The organism is Bradyrhizobium sp. GW821-FHT12B03, assembly GCF_058807535.1.
The window spans coordinates 63,369-80,470 of record NZ_JBXAQU010000006.1 but is presented as its reverse complement, the minus strand read 5'-3'; the positions used below and the strand labels follow the sequence as shown (position 1 = coordinate 80,470).

The 17,102-nt window shown below is 65.1% G+C and carries 16 protein-coding genes; 10 read left to right on the top strand and 6 right to left on the bottom strand.

From position 1 onward, the window contains the following. Positions 1-55: 55 nt before the first annotated feature. Positions 56-220, top strand: a complete 165-nt coding sequence (locus AC1RUR_RS13785; protein ID WP_130363127.1) for a Flp family type IVb pilin — start codon at positions 56-58, stop codon at positions 218-220. 519 nt (positions 221-739) lie between these two features. Here the strand turns inward: AC1RUR_RS13785 and AC1RUR_RS13780 are convergent. Then, the gene (locus AC1RUR_RS13780) at positions 740-1,723 is read right to left on the bottom strand and encodes a phosphatase PAP2 family protein (protein ID WP_492844761.1); all 984 of its coding nucleotides are present in this window, start codon (positions 1,721-1,723) and stop codon (positions 740-742) included. A gap of 722 nt (positions 1,724-2,445) precedes the next feature. Between AC1RUR_RS13780 and AC1RUR_RS13775 the strand changes: the two genes are divergently transcribed. Then, positions 2,446-3,126 carry a TetR/AcrR family transcriptional regulator gene (locus AC1RUR_RS13775; RefSeq protein WP_026311776.1) on the top strand — a complete coding sequence of 227 codons (681 nt, stop codon included), beginning with the start codon at positions 2,446-2,448 and terminating at the stop codon, positions 3,124-3,126. Positions 3,127-3,279: 153 nt separating this feature from the next. Here AC1RUR_RS13775 and pyk read toward each other — a convergent pair whose 3' ends face one another. Further along, the gene (gene pyk / locus AC1RUR_RS13770) at positions 3,280-4,716 is read right to left on the bottom strand and encodes a pyruvate kinase (RefSeq protein WP_492844759.1); all 1,437 of its coding nucleotides are present in this window, start codon (positions 4,714-4,716) and stop codon (positions 3,280-3,282) included. Beyond that, a complete protein-coding gene (locus tag AC1RUR_RS13765) occupies positions 4,713-5,297 on the bottom strand; it encodes a DUF1036 domain-containing protein (RefSeq protein ID WP_492844757.1) in 585 nt (194 codons plus the stop codon). The genes pyk and AC1RUR_RS13765 overlap by 4 nt, the downstream gene beginning before the upstream one ends. A 180-nt stretch (positions 5,298-5,477) precedes the next feature. On the opposite strand from AC1RUR_RS13765, the gene AC1RUR_RS13760 reads away from it, so the two are divergent. The 3 genes from AC1RUR_RS13760 to AC1RUR_RS13750 all read left to right on the top strand — a co-directional run bounded on the left by AC1RUR_RS13760 (position 5,478) and on the right by AC1RUR_RS13750 (position 6,823). Beyond that, a complete protein-coding gene (locus AC1RUR_RS13760; RefSeq protein WP_492844755.1) occupies positions 5,478-5,783 on the top strand; it encodes a DUF1244 domain-containing protein in 306 nt (101 codons plus the stop codon). A 197-nt stretch (positions 5,784-5,980) separates the two neighbouring features. Continuing rightward, on the top strand, positions 5,981-6,253 hold the full coding sequence (locus AC1RUR_RS13755) for a DUF2312 domain-containing protein (protein WP_142250883.1): 273 nt from the start codon (positions 5,981-5,983) through the stop codon (positions 6,251-6,253). Between the two features lie 123 nt (positions 6,254-6,376). Beyond that, complete coding sequence (locus AC1RUR_RS13750; RefSeq protein ID WP_492844753.1) at positions 6,377-6,823, top strand: DUF1801 domain-containing protein; 447 nt, start codon at positions 6,377-6,379, stop codon at positions 6,821-6,823. A gap of 97 nt (positions 6,824-6,920) precedes the next feature. Here the strand turns inward: AC1RUR_RS13750 and AC1RUR_RS13745 are convergent, their stop codons facing one another. From AC1RUR_RS13745 to AC1RUR_RS13735, 3 genes are all read right to left on the bottom strand, one after another. Beyond that, a complete protein-coding gene (locus AC1RUR_RS13745; RefSeq protein ID WP_492844751.1) occupies positions 6,921-8,525 on the bottom strand; it encodes a peptidoglycan L,D-endopeptidase MepK in 1,605 nt (534 codons plus the stop codon). 274 nt (positions 8,526-8,799) lie between these two features. Then, positions 8,800-11,001: a L,D-transpeptidase family protein gene (locus AC1RUR_RS13740; protein WP_492844749.1), complete on the bottom strand. Its 2,202-nt coding sequence runs from the start codon at positions 10,999-11,001 to the stop codon at positions 8,800-8,802. A 346-nt stretch (positions 11,002-11,347) separates the two neighbouring features. Then, positions 11,348-12,847: a sigma-54-dependent transcriptional regulator gene (locus AC1RUR_RS13735; protein ID WP_492844747.1), complete on the bottom strand. Its 1,500-nt coding sequence runs from the start codon at positions 12,845-12,847 to the stop codon at positions 11,348-11,350. A 127-nt stretch (positions 12,848-12,974) separates the two neighbouring features. On the opposite strand from AC1RUR_RS13735, the gene AC1RUR_RS13730 reads away from it, so the two are divergent. From AC1RUR_RS13730 to AC1RUR_RS13710, 5 genes are all read left to right on the top strand, one after another. Further along, positions 12,975-14,867: a M3 family oligoendopeptidase gene (locus tag AC1RUR_RS13730; protein WP_492844745.1), complete on the top strand. Its 1,893-nt coding sequence runs from the start codon at positions 12,975-12,977 to the stop codon at positions 14,865-14,867. 69 nt (positions 14,868-14,936) lie between these two features. Next, positions 14,937-15,203, top strand: a complete 267-nt coding sequence (locus AC1RUR_RS13725) for an AbrB/MazE/SpoVT family DNA-binding domain-containing protein (RefSeq protein ID WP_492844743.1) — start codon at positions 14,937-14,939, stop codon at positions 15,201-15,203. Further along, positions 15,200-15,586 carry a type II toxin-antitoxin system death-on-curing family toxin gene (locus AC1RUR_RS13720; RefSeq protein WP_492844741.1) on the top strand — a complete coding sequence of 129 codons (387 nt, stop codon included), beginning with the start codon at positions 15,200-15,202 and terminating at the stop codon, positions 15,584-15,586. The genes AC1RUR_RS13725 and AC1RUR_RS13720 overlap by 4 nt, the downstream gene beginning before the upstream one ends. Before the next feature lie 97 nt (positions 15,587-15,683). After that, positions 15,684-15,836: an aa3-type cytochrome c oxidase subunit IV gene (locus AC1RUR_RS13715; RefSeq protein WP_492844739.1), complete on the top strand. Its 153-nt coding sequence runs from the start codon at positions 15,684-15,686 to the stop codon at positions 15,834-15,836. Between the two features lie 137 nt (positions 15,837-15,973). Next, positions 15,974-17,101: a Re/Si-specific NAD(P)(+) transhydrogenase subunit alpha gene (locus AC1RUR_RS13710; RefSeq protein WP_492844737.1), complete on the top strand. Its 1,128-nt coding sequence runs from the start codon at positions 15,974-15,976 to the stop codon at positions 17,099-17,101. Position 17,102 lies beyond the last annotated feature (1 nt).

The following is a 17,102-nucleotide window of genomic DNA, read 5'->3' as shown; positions in this document are numbered from 1 at the left end:
GGAAGCCGAAGAGACCAGACCAGTTGTAGCCTCGTGTACTTTTTGGGAGCACTCTATGAAGAACCTCGTTGCGCGTTTCGTGAAGGATGAGTCCGGCGCCACCGCCATTGAATACGGCCTGATCGCCGCCGGCATCGCGCTGGCCATCATCACCGTCGTCAACAACCTCGGCAGCACGCTGAACACCAAGTTCGGCTCGATCTCGACCAGCCTCAAGTAAGAGCTGGACGATCTGAGAAATTTGAGAGCCCCGTCTTCGACGGGGCTCTTTTCTTTTGGAGGCACGGCATATTTCCAAGCCCCCAATCCATCACCGTCACCCTGAGGTGCTCGCCTCTTCGGCGAGCCTCGAAGGGCGACGGCCCGGCTGCATCGGGGCCGTGCATCCTTCCAGGCTCGCTACGCGAGCACCTCAGGATGACGGAATCGCAGAAATCGCAGGGTGGGCAAAGCGACTTGTCCGCCGTAGCTCGTAGAGCGAAGGCGGAAGCGGGCCCACCATCGCACAGGCATGCCGTAGATGGTGGGCTCAGTGTACCCACATCGTCATTGCGAGCGCAGCGAAGCAATCCAGACTGTCTCCGCGGAGTGATTCCTGGATTGCTTCGCTGCGCTCGCAATGACGCGGAAGCGTCGGCGTTCGCATCACTTTCATCGTCTTTGCGGAGAGATGGTGGGCACGGCGCTACGCGCCTTTGCCCACCCTACGGCAGCTTCTCACCGACAGCGACTATCGCCGTCATTCCGCGAGGCTGGTCTGCCAGACCGCGGCCGGTGCATGTGCGGCGGACACGGGCGACGCGCCGCCGAGCCGCTGGACATAGAATGTCGTCACCCAGATCGACGCTGCGGCGACCGCGATGCCGCCGGCGACGTCGATGAGGTAATGCGCGCCGATCGCCGGCGTCGCCGCGATCATCAGCATGTTGAGCGCGGCCGCGATGCCGCCGATGCCGCGCACCGGCCATAGCGCCCACATGTAGAGCACGGCGGATGCGGCGTGAAAGCTCGGAAACGAGACGATGCCGGAGAGGAAGAACAGCCGGAGCTCGTGCAGGCTGCCGTCGCGCAGTGCCAGGATGTCGCGCAACTGCCCGGCATAGATCACGGTGTTGATCTCGGGGAAATGCGCGGCCGGCAATTGCAGCCCGTAATAGGTGCCGATCGCCGGCACGACGGCGGAGATCACAATGGTGACTGCGAGCGCGAGGCTCATCGCGAGCATGAACACTTGCAGCCGCACATGGCGCGCCGTCAGCGTCAGCACGACGGGGATGCCGAGCAGCGGCCATTTGATCAGTCCGTAGCCGCGCGCCAGGATGTCTGCGAGCCAGGGATGGTCGTTGACGAAGCGCGCGATCGGTTCGGGATCGAGGCCGAGCGCGCGGTCGATCGCCAGCAGTGCGTCGTCCTGGAGCGGCCAGTTCATTTTGCCCGCGACATAGCTCAGCGGTCCGACGATGGCGCAGGTGAGAATGATCTGTCCGATCGTGCCGAGCGAGAACACCAGCTTCGGGTCGGCGAGCTCACCCCTGGAGAATCGGTGGCGATAGGCGACTGCGACGAGCACGGCTGCGATCGTGAGCGTGACGCCGTAGGCGACGGGTTCGAGGCTCAGCCCGGTTGCGGGCAGGCCGAACGCCAGCAGGCTGCCCATGCCAACGATGGGAAGCCAGTTCAACTGGAAGAGCTGCCAGGCGGTCCGGGTGTCCGTGTCGACCATGCTGCACCAAGGGGAGATCGCAGTACCTCGGTACAGTCATGGACTCACCTTAAAATGGCGGTAACCACCAGGATCAACCTTTTGCCAATGTAATCGCTGCAATTTTAATGATCGGCGCGTTGAGCCGCCTTGGCCTCATAGATTGCCGAAGGCTCTGGCGGTTTTACGGTGTAGTATCTCACTCTGCGGCCATCGTTGCGTATGTCCGGACAATCGGACTTCAGTCGGAAGACGAGCAAGCCATCGAGCTGAAGTCACCTCAGGGGCAAGTCATCGCGGAGTATCGCGCACCGAAGCTGCCGCGAGACCAGGCCCAATATTTCATCTCGGCTGGGCGGAAGCGGGCGGGCTCCGCCTGGCCGCCTGGCACTTACACGGCGACTTTTATTCTGAGCCGAAGAGGTGCCGAGATCGAGCGGCGGTCTTTCCAGGTGGAAATCGCGCAATAGCATCTCGTCTTCCGATCCCCGGCTAACTCGCCAGTCCCCGTAGTAGCTCCGGCCGGCAAGATCGTTGCCAAGGTGGGAGCGAGCCGAGCCCATGCCGCCTTTGCGGCCAGGGCTTCGGCGCTCCAGCCCGTTCGCTGCGAAGCTTCACGCAAATGCATCTTGTCATCCCTCCTGAATAGTTGTTCAGTCCTTGCGGGGCGATTTGCATCTCTTGCAGTGACGAAGCGTTCGGCCGCAGGGCGTGCGGCAAGCGTGTGGGACAGGAAGCGCGCCATGGTTTATCGGCGGACGCATCAAGTGGTTAAGCGCCTTGCGGCCCGGCGCAGTGCGATCTTGGCGGCGGCGCGGGAGGCGGCGGCGGAAGGCGGGATGGCGGCGGTGCAGATTGCGCCGGTCGCGGTCCGGGCCAATGTCGCGGCCGGCACCGTCTATCGCTACTTCCCCTCCAAGGCCGAGCTGATCTCCGAATTGATCGCCGAGGTTTCGCGGGACGAGCTCGCGGCGATCCGCCGGGCGGCGGATGCTGCACCGGGCCCGTCCTCGGCGCTGGCGGCGGCCGTCACCACCGTGGCGGTCCATACCCTGTCGCAGCGCCGGCTGGCCTGGGGCATCCTGGCCGAGCCTGTCGATGTCGATGTCAGCGCCTCCCGGCTCGCCAGCCGGCGCGAGATCGCCGGCGAGATTGCCGCCCGCATCGACGCCGCCGTGCGCGCCGGTCATTTGCCGGCGCAGGACACCGCGCTGGCCGCCACCGCGCTGCTCGGCGCGCTGCACGAGGCCCTGGTCGGGCCGCTCGCGCCCGACAATCTCGAAGATCCCGTCAAGATGCGCGATGCGGTGCAGACCGTGACCCTGCTGGCGCTGCGCGCCGTCGGCGTCATGGACGCCCGCGCCCGTGGCCTCGTGGTGCAGCAGACGCTGCTGCCGACGACGAAGGCGCTGGTCGGGGCTTAAGAAAGCAGGACGCGACCAAGCGCGGGACCTGATCGCGCTCAGGTCATTGCCTGCACATGTCTTTTCGCAAAACCGCAGCAAAATAGCCGGACGAGCCGGCTACTGTGCATGGGGTTGTTTTCGACATTTTTTGTTTGGCGGCTCTGGCGGGGCCTAGATATCCGCGCCGCCTTCGGGGCCGACCGAGGCGATACGCACCATGTTGGTGGTGCCGGGGATGCCGAGCGGCACGCCGGCGACGATGATCACGCGCTGGCCGGCGCGGACGAAGCCGTCCCGGAACGCGATCTGGCCGGCGCGGCTCACCATGTCGTCCTGGTCGCGCGCATCTTCCGCCACCACGCAATGCACGCCCCAGACCACGGCGAGCCGGCGGCCGGCATTGATGTTCGGCGTGATCGCCACGATCGGCGGCTTCGGCCGTTCGCGCGCCACGCGCACCGCGGTCGAGCCCGAGCTGGTCCAGCAGATCAAAGCGGGCAGGTCCAATGTCTCTGCGATCTGCCGTGCGGCATCCGCAATCGCATCACCGGCGGTGGATTCCGGCGCGGGGCGCTGCGCTGTGAGCACCGAGCGATAGATCGGGTCGCGCTCGACCTCCTCGCCGATGCGGTTCATGGTCGAGACCGCCTCGACCGGGAATTTGCCGGCCGCCGATTCCGCCGACAGCATGATGGCGTCGGCGCCTTCATAGACGGCGGTGGCGACGTCGGAGACCTCGGCGCGGGTCGGCACCGGCGACTGGATCATCGATTCCAGCATCTGGGTCGCGATCACCACAGGCTTGCCGGCGCGGCGCGCCATGCGCGTCATCTGCTTCTGCAGGCTCGGCACGCGCTCCAGCGGCAGCTCGACGCCGAGGTCGCCGCGCGCCACCATCAGTGCATCGGACGCTTCGAGGATGTCGGCGAGGCGGTCGATCGCCTGCGGCTTCTCGATCTTGGCCATGACGGCGGCGCGGCCGCGGATCATCTTCTTGGCCTCGATCACGTCGTCGGCGCGCTGCACAAAGGACAGCGCGATCCAGTCGACGCCGGTGACCAGCGCCGCCTCGAGGTCGGCGCGGTCCTTCGGCGTCATCGCCGAGACCGGCAGGTCGGTGTCGGGCAGGCTGACGCCCTTGCGGTCGCTCATCTTGCCGCCGACCACGACACGCGTCACCGCGTGCTCCTTTGTGGTCTCCTCCGCGATCAGGCGCACCTTGCCGTCGTCGAGCAGCAGCGAATGGCCGGGCCGCAGCGCAGCCAGGATCTCCGGATGCGGGAGATTGACGCGGCTGGCATCGCCCGGCGTCTTGTCGGAATCGAGGGTAAAGGTCTGGCCGTTCTGGAGCTGCACCGCGCCTTCCGCGAAGGCGCCGAGCCTGAGCTTCGGTCCCTGCAGGTCGACCAGGATGCCGATCGGCCGGCCGTAGCTCGACTCGACATTGCGGATCGTCGCCACCAGCTCCCGCATCTTGTCGTGCGGGGTGTGGCTCATGTTGATGCGGAACAGGTCGGCGCCGGCCTCGAACAGGCGGCGGATCATCGCGAGGTCCGAAGAGGCAGGTCCCAGGGTCGCGAGAATCTTGATACGGCGAAGACGCCTCATGGCTTATTTCCAGGCGGGGGTGGCAGGCCGGGCGAGCCCGGGGGCGTAGCACCGGGCGGGCCATTGGGCAAACCCGGAACGCCGCCACCCGGGCCAACCGGGCCGGGCATGCCGGGCAGGCGCGGCTGTGCCGGCTGCTCGTTGGCATCGGTGAGCTGCACTGTCCAGGCGCGCTGCTCGCCGGTATCGACCTCGAAATAGCCGGTCCGGTCGTAGCCGCGCGCGAGACAATCCTCGGTGCCGCGGATGGTGAATTCCTTGTCGCGTGAGCACATGAAGGCCTGGCCCGACCATTCGCCGCCGCGGTCATAGTCGATGGCGTAGATGTAATAGTAGCGGGCGACCAGCGTTCCCCGCAGCAGGGTCTCGCAGGAGCGTGAGGAGATGTTCCACCAGCCTTCGGTGGTCCAGCCCTCGGCGTCCTTGTAGCCGAGCGCAATGCCGACGCGGCTCGAGGTGTTGTTGCAGAGGCGGAAGTCGGCGGAGGCCGGGCTGGTCCAGAGGCACAGCAGGGCAACCACCAGCACCGGGACCAACCGGGCGAGCAGGCGAAGGGGGACGCGGGGAGATTCGGCGATCATTGTCGCGGAAGCTATATCAGATCATTGACGATTTGGCGTAGTGGCGGGGAACTGCCCCAAAGCCGGGCTTGGGCCCGTTTGCGCCGCGATATGGCAAAATCTGTGACACGACCCCACCTGATCCCGTAAGGGTGACCACCATCAGGGTCAGAGCCAGGTCGGAGCTTAAGGAATTCAGCTATGGCAATCGACGACAAAACCAGAACGGAGCTCGAGGCCGCCGCTTTCCGGCGCCTGGTCGATCATTTGAAGACGCGGACGGACGTCCAGAACATCGACCTGATGAATCTCGCCGGCTTCTGCCGCAACTGCCTGTCCAACTGGCTCAAGGACGCTGCCGACGCGCAAGGTGTCGCGTTGAGCAAGGACGAGAGCCGGGAGGCCGTCTACGGCATGCCCTACGAGACCTGGAAGTCGAAATACCAGGGCACGGCTACGCCCGAGCAGGTCGAGGCGATGAAGAAGGTCCATCCCCACGGGCACTGAGCGGGCTGTCTGCGGCGCGCGCTGAGTCGCATCACACAACAGCTTTCTTCGCCTCCCTGCAGGAAGGTGTGGGCGCGCTGTGGACGAGCGCGATGCTTGCTTGAACGCAGGGAGCGCCAACCCTAAGGGTCTACCCAGCACGCGCGGTGAGGATGCCGGCGTCACCTCGTTTTGCCAGTTCCATTTGGAGTACCAAGATGGCCACCACCGCCGCCGTCCGCGACGACGAGCCCGCGACGAAATTTGCCAAGGACCAGCTCAAATCCATCATCGAGCGCATCGAGCGGCTGGAGGAAGAGAAAAAGGCGATCTCCGACGACATCCGCGACGTCTACGCCGAGAGCAAGGGCAACGGCTACGACGTCAAGGCGCTGCGCACCATCGTGCGCCTGCGCAAGCAGGACCCCAACGAGCGCGCCGAGGCCGAGACCATTCTCGAGACCTACATGCAGGCGCTCGGGATGATCTGAGGCCTCTCGCCTCGGACACAAATCCGGGATCTGTCGGCGCGCGTTACCTTCCCGGATTGCGCTGCGCTCCGTCCGGGCTACAAAATCGGGCGTGTTGCACTTCGTCTGTGAACGGAGACCGCCGTGACTGCGCCGCCGCTGCCGCGTGAGGTGAGCCGTGCCTTCGACGCTCTACCGGCGCCGATCGGCAAGCGGCTGCTTCAGGTGCGTGCGCTGATTTTCGCGACCGCTGCGGCGCATGACGACGTCGGCCGGCTCACCGAGACGCTGAAATGGGGCGAGCCGGCTTACCTGACCGATGAGACCGGCAGCGGCTCCACGATCCGGCTCGGGCGCGTGAAGGACTCCGAGCAGCCGGCCATTCTCTTCAACTGCAAGACGACCCTGGTCGACACCTTCCGCGAGCGTTTTCCCGATCAGTTCGAGTATCGGCAGACGAGGGCGTTGCTGTTGCCGGTATCGGGCGCGCTGCCGAAGCGGCCATTGTCGGTCTGCCTGTCGCTGGCGCTGAAATATCATCTGGACCGGCGGGGCAAGACGGCGAAGCAGGCGGACTTATGGCCCGGATGAGCGCAGCGACATCCGGGAACGCAATGCGCGGCACATCCCCGGATATCGCTGCGCTCACCGGGCTACGAAACCAAGTGCGTGGAAATAGTCGCGGCTATCAGCGAAGCGCCGCCGTGCGCATGACGAAGGACGTCGTCTCGAGCTTCGCGGTCGCGGTGCCCGAGAAGCTGTCGCAGGACAGGCCCTGCATCGGATCGTCGCTGAAGCCCATCGCGACCACGGCCTGCGGCTTGACGAAATAGCGGCGCAGCGCAGCCGTATCGAGCTCGCCCATCAGCGTCACCGACATCGCGCGGCTGGCGCTCGGCGACAGCATCACGATCTTGAGCCAGATGCTCTCGCCCTTGGCCGCGGAGAGCCGGGTTGCGGTGGCGACCATGCCGTCGATGCTCTTGCCGACCACCGTGTTGATCTCGGTCGCCTGGGCGACGCTGCGGGACGCAGAGGCGGGACGGGCAGAGCGCGGGATCGGCGCGGAGGCGGCGACGACATTGGCGCGGTCGACCGGGGAGGCGGCCGGCGCGTAGGCCAGCGCCTGGAAGGCCGCGCTGGAGACGCTTGCGGTCGGCTGCGGATCGGTCGCGGCGGCGAGCGCCTGACGGGCCCTCAGTGCGGCGACCTGTGCCGGCGTCGCCTGCTGCGGCGCGGCCGGGACATCATCCCAGAATCCACGGGCATTGATGATGTCGGCCGGAGTCTCCGGCTTGCCGGCGGCGGGTTTGTCAGCCACGGGCGCGGGCTTCGGCTTGGGCGGGGCAACGAGCTGCGCATCGGCCGAAGCGAGCTGGATCGTGGCGGCCATTTGCGGCTTGGCGCGCGGCGTCGGCACCGGATCGGCGGGCTTGGCTGCGGCGACCACGGTCGGGGCCGCCGGCTTGGCGGCCGGGGCGGGCGCGCCCTCGTCATCCTCGTCGCTGCTGCTGGCCGGAGCTGCCGACTTGCTCTTGAACAGGGCGGCGAAGAAGTTGGACTTGCTGCCGGAATCGTCGCCGCTGCCGCGCCGCTCGATCTCGGCCTTGGCGAGCTCATAGCCCTTCAGCGGCGTGCCGTCGGTCGGCAGATGCACCGTCTTTCCGTCCGGGAAGACGCGGGCGAGCTGGTCATGCGTCATGCGCGGCCAGTGCCGGATGCTGCCGGTGTCGAGGTGCACGAAGGGCGAGCCGGAGGTCGGATAGAAGCCGACGCCGCCGCGCTGGAGGCGCAGGCCGGCGAAGCGGATCTGCTCCAACGCCACGCCCGGAATGTAGAAGTCCATCGCGTGCCCCAGCATGTGCTGGCTGAAGCGCGCTACGCCGGAGGAACGGCGGCGAAGCATGGCGTTGGTGGCGGGGGAGCGATAGGAGGAGATGATCTGGATCGGCTGCTTGCCGTCGACGTCGCGATAGACTTCCCAGAGGATGTCGAAAAGGCGACGGTCCATGACCGTCTCGTCCTGGGTGCGCCAGTCGCGCAGGAAATGGTTGAGCTGCTTCAGCGCCGCTTCGTCGTAGCGTCCGTCGCGCTTGAAGGTGACGGTGAGGTCCTCGCCGGAATGGGTGTGATGGAACGAGAGGGTCTTGGTCTCGTTCAGTGCAGCGGCGTCATGGACCGAGCCTGCGGCAGCAAGCAGCACTGCGGCAGCGAGGCCGATCCTGGATCCGGCCTTCACTCCCGCATGGGACAACGACAGCACTGCAAATTTGCGTGCGAGACCGATCAGCACGTATGAGCCCACCCAGTCGACGAGCGTTCAATGGACTCTCCCGCCAACCCCGTTAGCGCGCGAAAGAGGATGAACGCTTTATTAAAGCGAGAAGGTTAATTCGAGGTTGACCTTCCCGCCCCCAAACCAAGTCAGAATACAAACCTAACCGGTTGAGTGTGGCGAAAAAACGCCCGCTGCCCGAGGTCGGGTCGAGAATGGTTAACGTTAAACGACCCCCTCCAGAGGAGGGGGTCGTTGATTTTATTGCACAATTTCAGAAGGCGGAGGCGGCTTAGCGGGTGAACACCCGCTGCGGCCGGCGGCCGACCGGAGCCGGCGGCGGGGTCGGGGCCCCGAACAGCCGCTCGAAGAAGTTCGGGCCGGACGAGCCGAAGCCGCCGCCATTGTTGGCCACCGCCACGCCCGAGGGCAGCGTCGTTGCCGGGCGCGAATAGCTCGGCTGGGAATGTGCGACGACCATCTCGAGGTCCTTGCCGCGGCTGTTCTTCAGGATGTTGATCATGGTCGCGTCGCGGCCATAGACGTCCTTGCGGAATTGTAGCTTGCCGGCATCGTCCACGAACGCGGTCTGGTAGGTGATGTTGACCGGGATCGGCGTCGGGAATTTCAGGTCGATCTCGCTCTTGCCGTACATGCTGCGCACGCGCTCCGGCGTGTACTTCTCGTTCGGCATCGCGATGTTGAGCAGCACGGAGGCGTACTGATCCGGGTTCTGCACGCGCATGCAGCCATGGCTGAAGGCGCGATCTTCCCGGGCGAACAGGTTCTTGTCCGGCGTGTCGTGCTGATAGACCAGGAACTTGTTCGGGAAGTTGAAGCGGATGCGGCCGAGCGCGTTGGCTTCACCCGGCGGCTGCGAGATGTGCACCGAGCCGTCGCGGTTCTGCTCGAGCTTGAGGCCCATGCGCTGAAGCACGGTCGGGTCCTGCTGAAGCGCCGGCAGATACTCGTTGTAGACGATCGATGGCGGCACGTTCCAGGTCGGATTGACCGTGATGTACTTCATCGTCTCGGTGAGCAGCGGGGTCGCGTGCGTGCCCGGCTTGCCGGTGACGACGCGGGTGGTCCAGACCTGCTGGCCGCGCTGCATCACCTTCAGCGTGTAGTCGGGAATGTTGAGGATGACGTAGGCATCGCCCAGCGAGGGGGCGCCGAGGTCGCGCGGCAGCCAGCGCCAGCGTTCCATGTTCACCAGCACGACGTCGATCTGCTTGTCGCGCTTCGGGGTGTTGATCGCCTTGACGGTCTTGTCGTCGAGGACGCCGGTCGCCTTCAACTCGGCGCTGTTCTGGAACTTGCGGACGGCTTCGGCGACCGTGGCGTCATAGCGGGTGTCACTGGCGTTCTCGGTGATGCCAAGCTTGGTGCGCAGCTGCGGCACGCGCGGATCTTCCACGACGAGTTCAGCCTGCTTCTTGCCGGCCGGGGTGTATTTCAGCGCCGGACCGTCGGCGATCTCGATCACCGGGCCGTTGCCCTGGCCGCGGAGCTCCGCGAGCTTGGCCTTCAGCTCCTTGTAGAGCTTCTGCGGCGGGTTGTAGCTGTCGAGCGCAACGGAGGCGTCAGCTGCGGTCGTGACCTTGGCGAGCACCTCACTCGGATCGGTCGGATGCTCGGGATAGAGGATGTCGCCGCTGACCTGCGACCAGTGCATGCGGCCGCTCTGCGCCTGGCGCGCGTAGTCGAACATGCTGGCGGTGAGCTTGAGCTCGGCGTCGGCGAGCGCATCGGGCGTCGTGGCGGCGGCGAAATCCGGCACCGGATAGTCGGCCGGATTGAGGCCGTCGGAGGCTGCATCCTTCAGCCGCGCGATCACGCCCTTGGCCGCAGCGGTCAGGCTGCCGGCTTGCGTCCAGACCGGTGCGAAGTCGCGTGCACCGTAAAACTTCTCGATCGCCGCACGCTCGTTCTTGCGGTCGAAATGGCGCGAGGTCTTGGCGCCGATGATGTCCTTGAGCTTGTCGGCGACCGGCTGGTCGGCGGCGGGAACATTGCTTGCAGCCTTGACCGGCTCGGCGGCCGGTGTCGCTGCGGTGGCGGGCGCGGCCGGCGTTGTGGTCGCGGCGTCGGCCTTGGCAGGCTCGGTCTTCGCAGGTTCAGTCTTCGTAGGTTCAGACTTGGCAGGTTCAGACTTGGCCGTCTCGCTCTTCGGCGCCTCGCCGGCGGGCGTGGTGGCGACGTCGGAAGGCTTGGTCTCGACCTTGTCAGGGGCCGGCGCGGCTTCGGCCTTCGCAGCTTCCTTCGCGGAGTCCTGCACCGTGGCGGTGGTGTCGAGCTTGATGTCGGAGGCCGTCGGGGGCGGGACGTTGGCGGGCTCGGGGCGCGGGATCGCGGCTTCGATCGCGAGCTCGGCGGCGCTGCTGCGCGCCTGATCCTGCGCCAGGGCTGAGCTGGCCGACACCGTGAGGAAGGTTGCCGCGACCGTCATCAAGACACGGTCAAAGCCTGCACGGTGGTTCAAACAGTCACGCATTGTGTCGCACCCCTCGGGTGAACTGTCCCTCGTGGAACAGCTTCGTTATCGCCTAATGAGCTTCGGCTAAATCGCGCCGGCCTCTCGAAAGTTGCACGCCTGCACGCAACGATTCATACGCAGACGATATACAGGCCCCGATTTTGCAGCCAGCACTACCCGGGACAACTCACGACAAACTGACTTCAAGGGAGCCTCTTGGCAACGGATTGTGCGCCTCTGCCACGCGCTTTTCCCTCTGTCTGTCACTTCCAAGTCACGGTTCAAATCGCGGTCGAATCCCGTCGTCATGCGAACGACTTACAGCCGTCTCGCGCCGTCGCGCGAACCTCCGTTCGCATGAGGCTCAGTGCGTCTCCTCGCCGCTTTTCCCGCCATGTCCGGGAACCCCGGCTTCGTCGAGTTTTCGATAGAGGGTGGACCGGCCGATTTTGAGGCGGCGGGCGACCTCGGACATCTGTCCGCGATAATGCGAGATCGCGAAACGGATGATCTCGTTCTCCATCTCCTCCAGCGGGCGGATGTCGCCGGTCGCGGTCAGCATGGGAAGAGTTCCGGCCGAGGGGAACGGCGCGATCGGTATTTCACTACCCGACGACACGACGGAAGGCGCCGCGATCGGCTCGAGCATCAAGGGCGCGGTCGGAATCTCGGTCGCGGGGTGCGGCTGCGAGGCCAGCAGGGGGAAATCGCCGAGGCCGAGCTGGTCGCTGTCGCTCATCACCACGGCGCGGTAGATCGCATTTTCGAGCTGGCGGATGTTGCCGGGCCAGTCGAGCTGGGTGAGATGCGCCACGGCCTCGCCGCTGATACCGCTGATCGGGCGGTTCTCCTCGGCGGCAAAGCGCGCCAGGAAATGGCGCAGGAGATGCGGAATGTCCTCGCGCCGGGCGCGCAGCGAGGGGACCGTCAGCGGCAGCACGTGCAGGCGATAGAACAGGTCCTCGCGGAAATGTCCCTGCTTCACCCGTTCCAGCAGCCTGCGGTTGGTTGCCGAAATGATGCGGACGTCGACCTTCACCGGCTTGCGGCCGCCGACCGCCTCGACTGCGCCTTCCTGGAGCGCGCGGAGCAGCTTGACCTGCGCGGCCAGCGGCAGCTCGCTGACCTCGTCCAGAAACAGCGTGCCGCCATGGGCTTCGACGAACTTGCCGGTGTGGCGTTCGGTGGCGCCGGTGAAGGCACCCTTCTCGTGGCCGAACAGGATGGACTCGACGAGGTTGTCGGGGATCGCGCCGCAATTGACCGCGACGAACGGCTTGGCCTTGCGCTCGCCGCTGCCATGGATGGCGCGGGCGAACATCTCCTTGCCGACGCCGGATTCGCCTTCGATCAGGACGGGAATCGAGGAGTTCGCCGCCTTCTGCGCGGTGCGCATCACGCCCGTCATCGCCTCGGCGCGGGTGATGATGTCGGAAAAGGTCAGCCGGCCCTCGCGGCTGTGACGGATGCGCTGCAATTCGCCCTTCAGCGCAGAAGCGTTGAGCGCGTTGCGAAGCGAGACCTGGAGTCGCTCCACGCCGACCGGCTTGACCACGAAATCGGCCGCGCCTGCGCGCATCGCCGAGATGACATTGTCGATGCCGCCATGCGCGGTCTGCACGATGACGGGCACGCCGAGGCCGGCTTCACGGATCTTCGCCAGCACGCCCATGCCGTCGAGGCCGGGCATCACGAGATCGAGGATCACGGCGTCGATGACAGGCGCATCGGGGGCGGTGAGGGCGGCGATCGCCGCGTCGCCGGAGTCCACGACGACCGTCTCATAGCCGCATTTCTGCACCATGTTTTCGACCAGCCGGCGGGCTACAGCGTCGTCGTCGGCGATCAAAATACTGGCAGCCATGGTGTTCCCCGCACGCTACTACTATCTGTCTCGAATCGGGGCACTCTGGCCGAAGCCGATTAACGCACTCTTAAACCTTGCTGCCCCCGCCCGCCGCCGCGATTGTTGAACACAGGTTTCCCACACAATGAATTCGCGCTCCAAGTCTGCTCTCAAGAAGCCCGCTCTCCGCAAGTCAGCTACCAAGACATCCGTCGCCAAGAAATCGGCCGCCAAGGCAAAACCCTCCAAAGCTGCGAGCAAGACCGGCAAGCTTCCGGAGTGGAACCTCGCCGATCTCTATTCCGGGATCGATGCGCCGGACGTGGCGCGCGATCTCGAAAGGATGGATGCCGATTGCGTCGCGTTCGAGACCGACTACAAGGGCAAGCTCGCGACAGGGACAGCAAACGAAGATGGCGGAAAATGGCTCGCCGAGGCGGTGCGACGCTATGAGGCGATCGACGATCTGGCCGGCCGGCTCGGATCCTATGCCGGTCTCGTCCATGCCGGCGACAGCGTTGATCCCAAGATTTCAAAGTTTTACGGCGATGTCTCCGAGCGGCTGACGGCGGCGTCCACCCATCTTCTGTTCTTCGCGCTCGAGCTCAACCGCGTCGATGACGATTTGTTGACCCGCGCGATGCAGGCGCCGGAGCTGGCGTATTACCGTCCCTGGATCGAGGATCTGCGCAAGGAGAAGCCGTACCAGCTCGACGACAAGCTCGAGCAGCTTTTCCTGGAGAAGTCGCAGACCGGCTATTCCGCCTTCAACCGGCTGTTCGACCAGACCATCTCCGGCCTGCGCTTCAAGGTCGGGTCCAAGGAGCTCGCGATCGAGCCGACGCTCAATTTGCTGGCCGACCGCGACGGTGCCAAGCGCAAGAGTGCGGCGGAAGCACTGGCAAAGACGTTCAAGGCCAATGAGCGCACCTTCGCGCTGATCACCAACACGCTCGCCAAGGACAAGGACATCTCCGACCGCTGGCGCGGCTTCAAGGACGTCGCGGATTCCCGGCACCTCAACAACCGTGTCGAGCGCGAAGTGGTGGATGCGCTGGTCGCTTCCGTGCGCGCGGCCTATCCAAAGCTGTCGCATCGCTATTACGCGCTGAAGGCGAAGTGGTTCGGCAAGAAGCGGCTGGCCTATTGGGACCGCAACGCGCCGCTGCCGTTTGCGGCGACCGACGTGATCGGCTGGCCCGATGCGCGCAACATGGTGCTGACGGCCTATCGCGGTTTCTCGCCCAAAATGGCCGACATCGCCGAGCGCTTCTTCACCGACCGCTGGATCGACGCGCCGGTGCGTCCGGGCAAGGCGCCGGGCGCCTTCTCGCATCCGACCACGCCGTCGGCGCATCCTTACGTGCTCATGAACTACCAGGGCAAGCCGCGCGACGTGATGACACTTGCCCACGAGCTCGGCCATGGCGTGCACCAGGTGCTGGCGGCGAAGAACGGCGCGCTGATGGCGCCGACGCCGCTGACGCTGGCGGAGACCGCGAGCGTGTTCGGCGAGATGCTGACCTTCCGGCGGCTGCTGGCGCAGACCAAGAGCGCGAAGCAGCGCCAGGCGCTGCTCGCCGGCAAGGTCGAGGACATGATCAACACCGTGGTGCGGCAGATCGCGTTCTATTCGTTCGAGCGCGCGGTCCACACCGAGCGCAAGAACGGCGAGCTCACCGCGGCGCGGCTCGGCGAGATCTGGCTCTCGGTGCAGGGCGAGAGCCTTGGCCCGGCGATCGAGATCAAGGCGGGCTACGAGAACTACTGGATGTACATCCCGCATTTCATCCATTCGCCGTTCTACGTCTACGCTTACGCCTTCGGCGATTGCCTCGTGAACTCGCTCTATGCCGTCTACGAGAACGCGGCCGAGGGCTTTGCCGAGCGTTATCTCGACATGCTCGCCGCCGGCGGCACCAAGCATTATTCCGAGCTGCTGCGGCCGTTCGGGCTCGACGCCAAGGATCCCAAATTCTGGGACGGCGGCCTCTCGGTCATCGCCGGCATGATCGACGAGCTGGAGGCGATGGGCTGAAGGGGGCGTAAAACATTTGTTGAACGGCCAATTGTCTCGTGTTATACAAGTGTATAACGAGGTGCGGCCATGAACGAGAATGGAAACCCCAAGGACCTGGCGAGCGACTCCACTGTGCTTCAGGTGCGCAAGATCGGCAATTCCATCGGCGTTATCCTGCCGAAGGAGCTTGCTGCCCGTCTGAACCTCAAAGAGGGCGACAAGCTGTTTCCGGTTGAGCAATCGGACGGTGGAGTGTTGCTGACGCCCCGAGATCCCGATTTCGAAAGAGCGATGGAAGTCGCGCGGCGAGGCATGAAGCGTTATCACAACGCTCTCGCTGAGCTTGCTAAATGAGCGAGCCGTTCTGGCTGACGCGTCGAATCATCATTGCGATCCACGACGAACAGCTTGCGATCCACGGTGGGGCCAGCGGCTTGCGGGACGAAGGCATGCTCGACTCCGCGCTTGATCGGCCGAGAAACAAATGGGCGTACGAAAACGCCGATCTCCCTGAGTTAGCTGCAGCGTATGCGTTCGGTATCGCGCGCAACCATCCTTTCGTCGACGGCAACAAGCGCACGTCTCTGCTGGCGCTATACACGTTTCTCGGCATCAACGGCGTCGACTACGTTGTGCCCGAGGCGGAAGCCGCCGCCATCATCCTCTCCCTCGCTGCCGGCGAAGTCAGCGAGCAGAGCCTGACGCGCTGGATTCGCGACAATTGGGATTCCAAATGAGCCGATTTGCGGGAAAACCGCGCCTGCCTGCCGTTGCCCTGCTCGAAGGTTTCGGGTATCCCAGCCCAAGAATTCGACTTTCGACTGGGGACAATCCATGGCTGACCATAGCGAAGTGGCGTACACCACTGCCGACGGCAACGACTACGTTGCCCACGAGCAGACCTATGAGGGCTTCATCAAGCTGGTGAAATACGGCACGGCCTCGGTCGCACTCCTCGTGATCCTGATGGCGATCTTCCTCACCTGATCCATCGCCTGCCGCACCGACAGCGCCGTCGGTGCCCATAAAATTTGCATTCAAGCCGGTTCTAAAACCGGTATCCAACGTTGCGGGAGTAACGCTAAGTTCGCGTGCGCGCTTTTTCCCGCGTCGCCGGAGGGCCTATGAAGATCGCCGTTGCCAAGGAAATCGATCCGTCGGAGCCGCGCGTCGCAGCTTCGCCTGATACGGTGAAGAAGTTCAAAGCGCTCGGCGCCGAGATCGCCGTCGAGCCGGGCGCCGGCATCAAGTCGGGCCTGCCGGATTCCGAGTTCACCGCGGCCGGCGCCACCGTCAGCGCCGATGCGTTGAAGGATGCCGACATCATCATCAAGGTGAAGCGTCCCGAGGCGTCCGAGCTTTCGCAGTACAAGCGCGGCGCGCTCGTCATCGCCATCATGGACCCCTATGGCAACGAGGCCGCGCTGAAGACGATCGCCGATGCCGGCGTTTCCGCCTTCGCGATGGAACTGATGCCGCGCATCACCCGCGCGCAGGTGATGGACGTGCTGTCCTCGCAGGCCAACCTCGCCGGCTACCGCGCCGTGATCGAGGGTGCCGAGGCCTTCGGCCGCGCCTTCCCGATGATGATGACGGCGGCCGGTACCGTGCCCGCCGCAAAAGTGTTCGTGATGGGCGTCGGCGTCGCCGGCCTCCAGGCGATCGCCACCGCGCGCCGCCTCGGCGCCATCGTCACCGCGACCGACGTGCGGCCCGCGACCAAGGAGCAGGTGGAATCGCTCGGCGCGAAATTCCTCGCCGTCGAGGACGAGGAGTTCAAGAACGCACAGACCGCCGGCGGCTACGCCAAGGAGATGTCCAAGGAGTATCAGGCCAAGCAGGCCGCGCTCACCGCCGAGCACATCAAGAAGCAGGACATCGTGATCACCACGGCGCTGATTCCGGGCCGGCCGGCGCCCAAGCTCGTCTCGGGCGAGATGGTCAAGTCGATGAAGCCCGGCTCGGTGCTGGTCGATCTCGCCGTCGAGCGCGGCGGCAATGTCGAAGGCGCCAAGGCCGGCGAGGTCGTCGATCTCGATGGCATCAAGATCGTCGGCTACACCAATGTCGCCGGTCGCGTCGCGGCCTCGGCCTCCAGCCTCTATGCGCGCAATCTGTTCTCCTTCATCGAGACCATGGTCGACAAGAAGGAGAAGAAGCTCGCCGTGAACTGGGATGACGAGCTGGTCAAGGCCACCGCGCTGACCAAGGACGGCGCCGTCATCCACCCGAACTTCCAGCCGAAGACGTAAG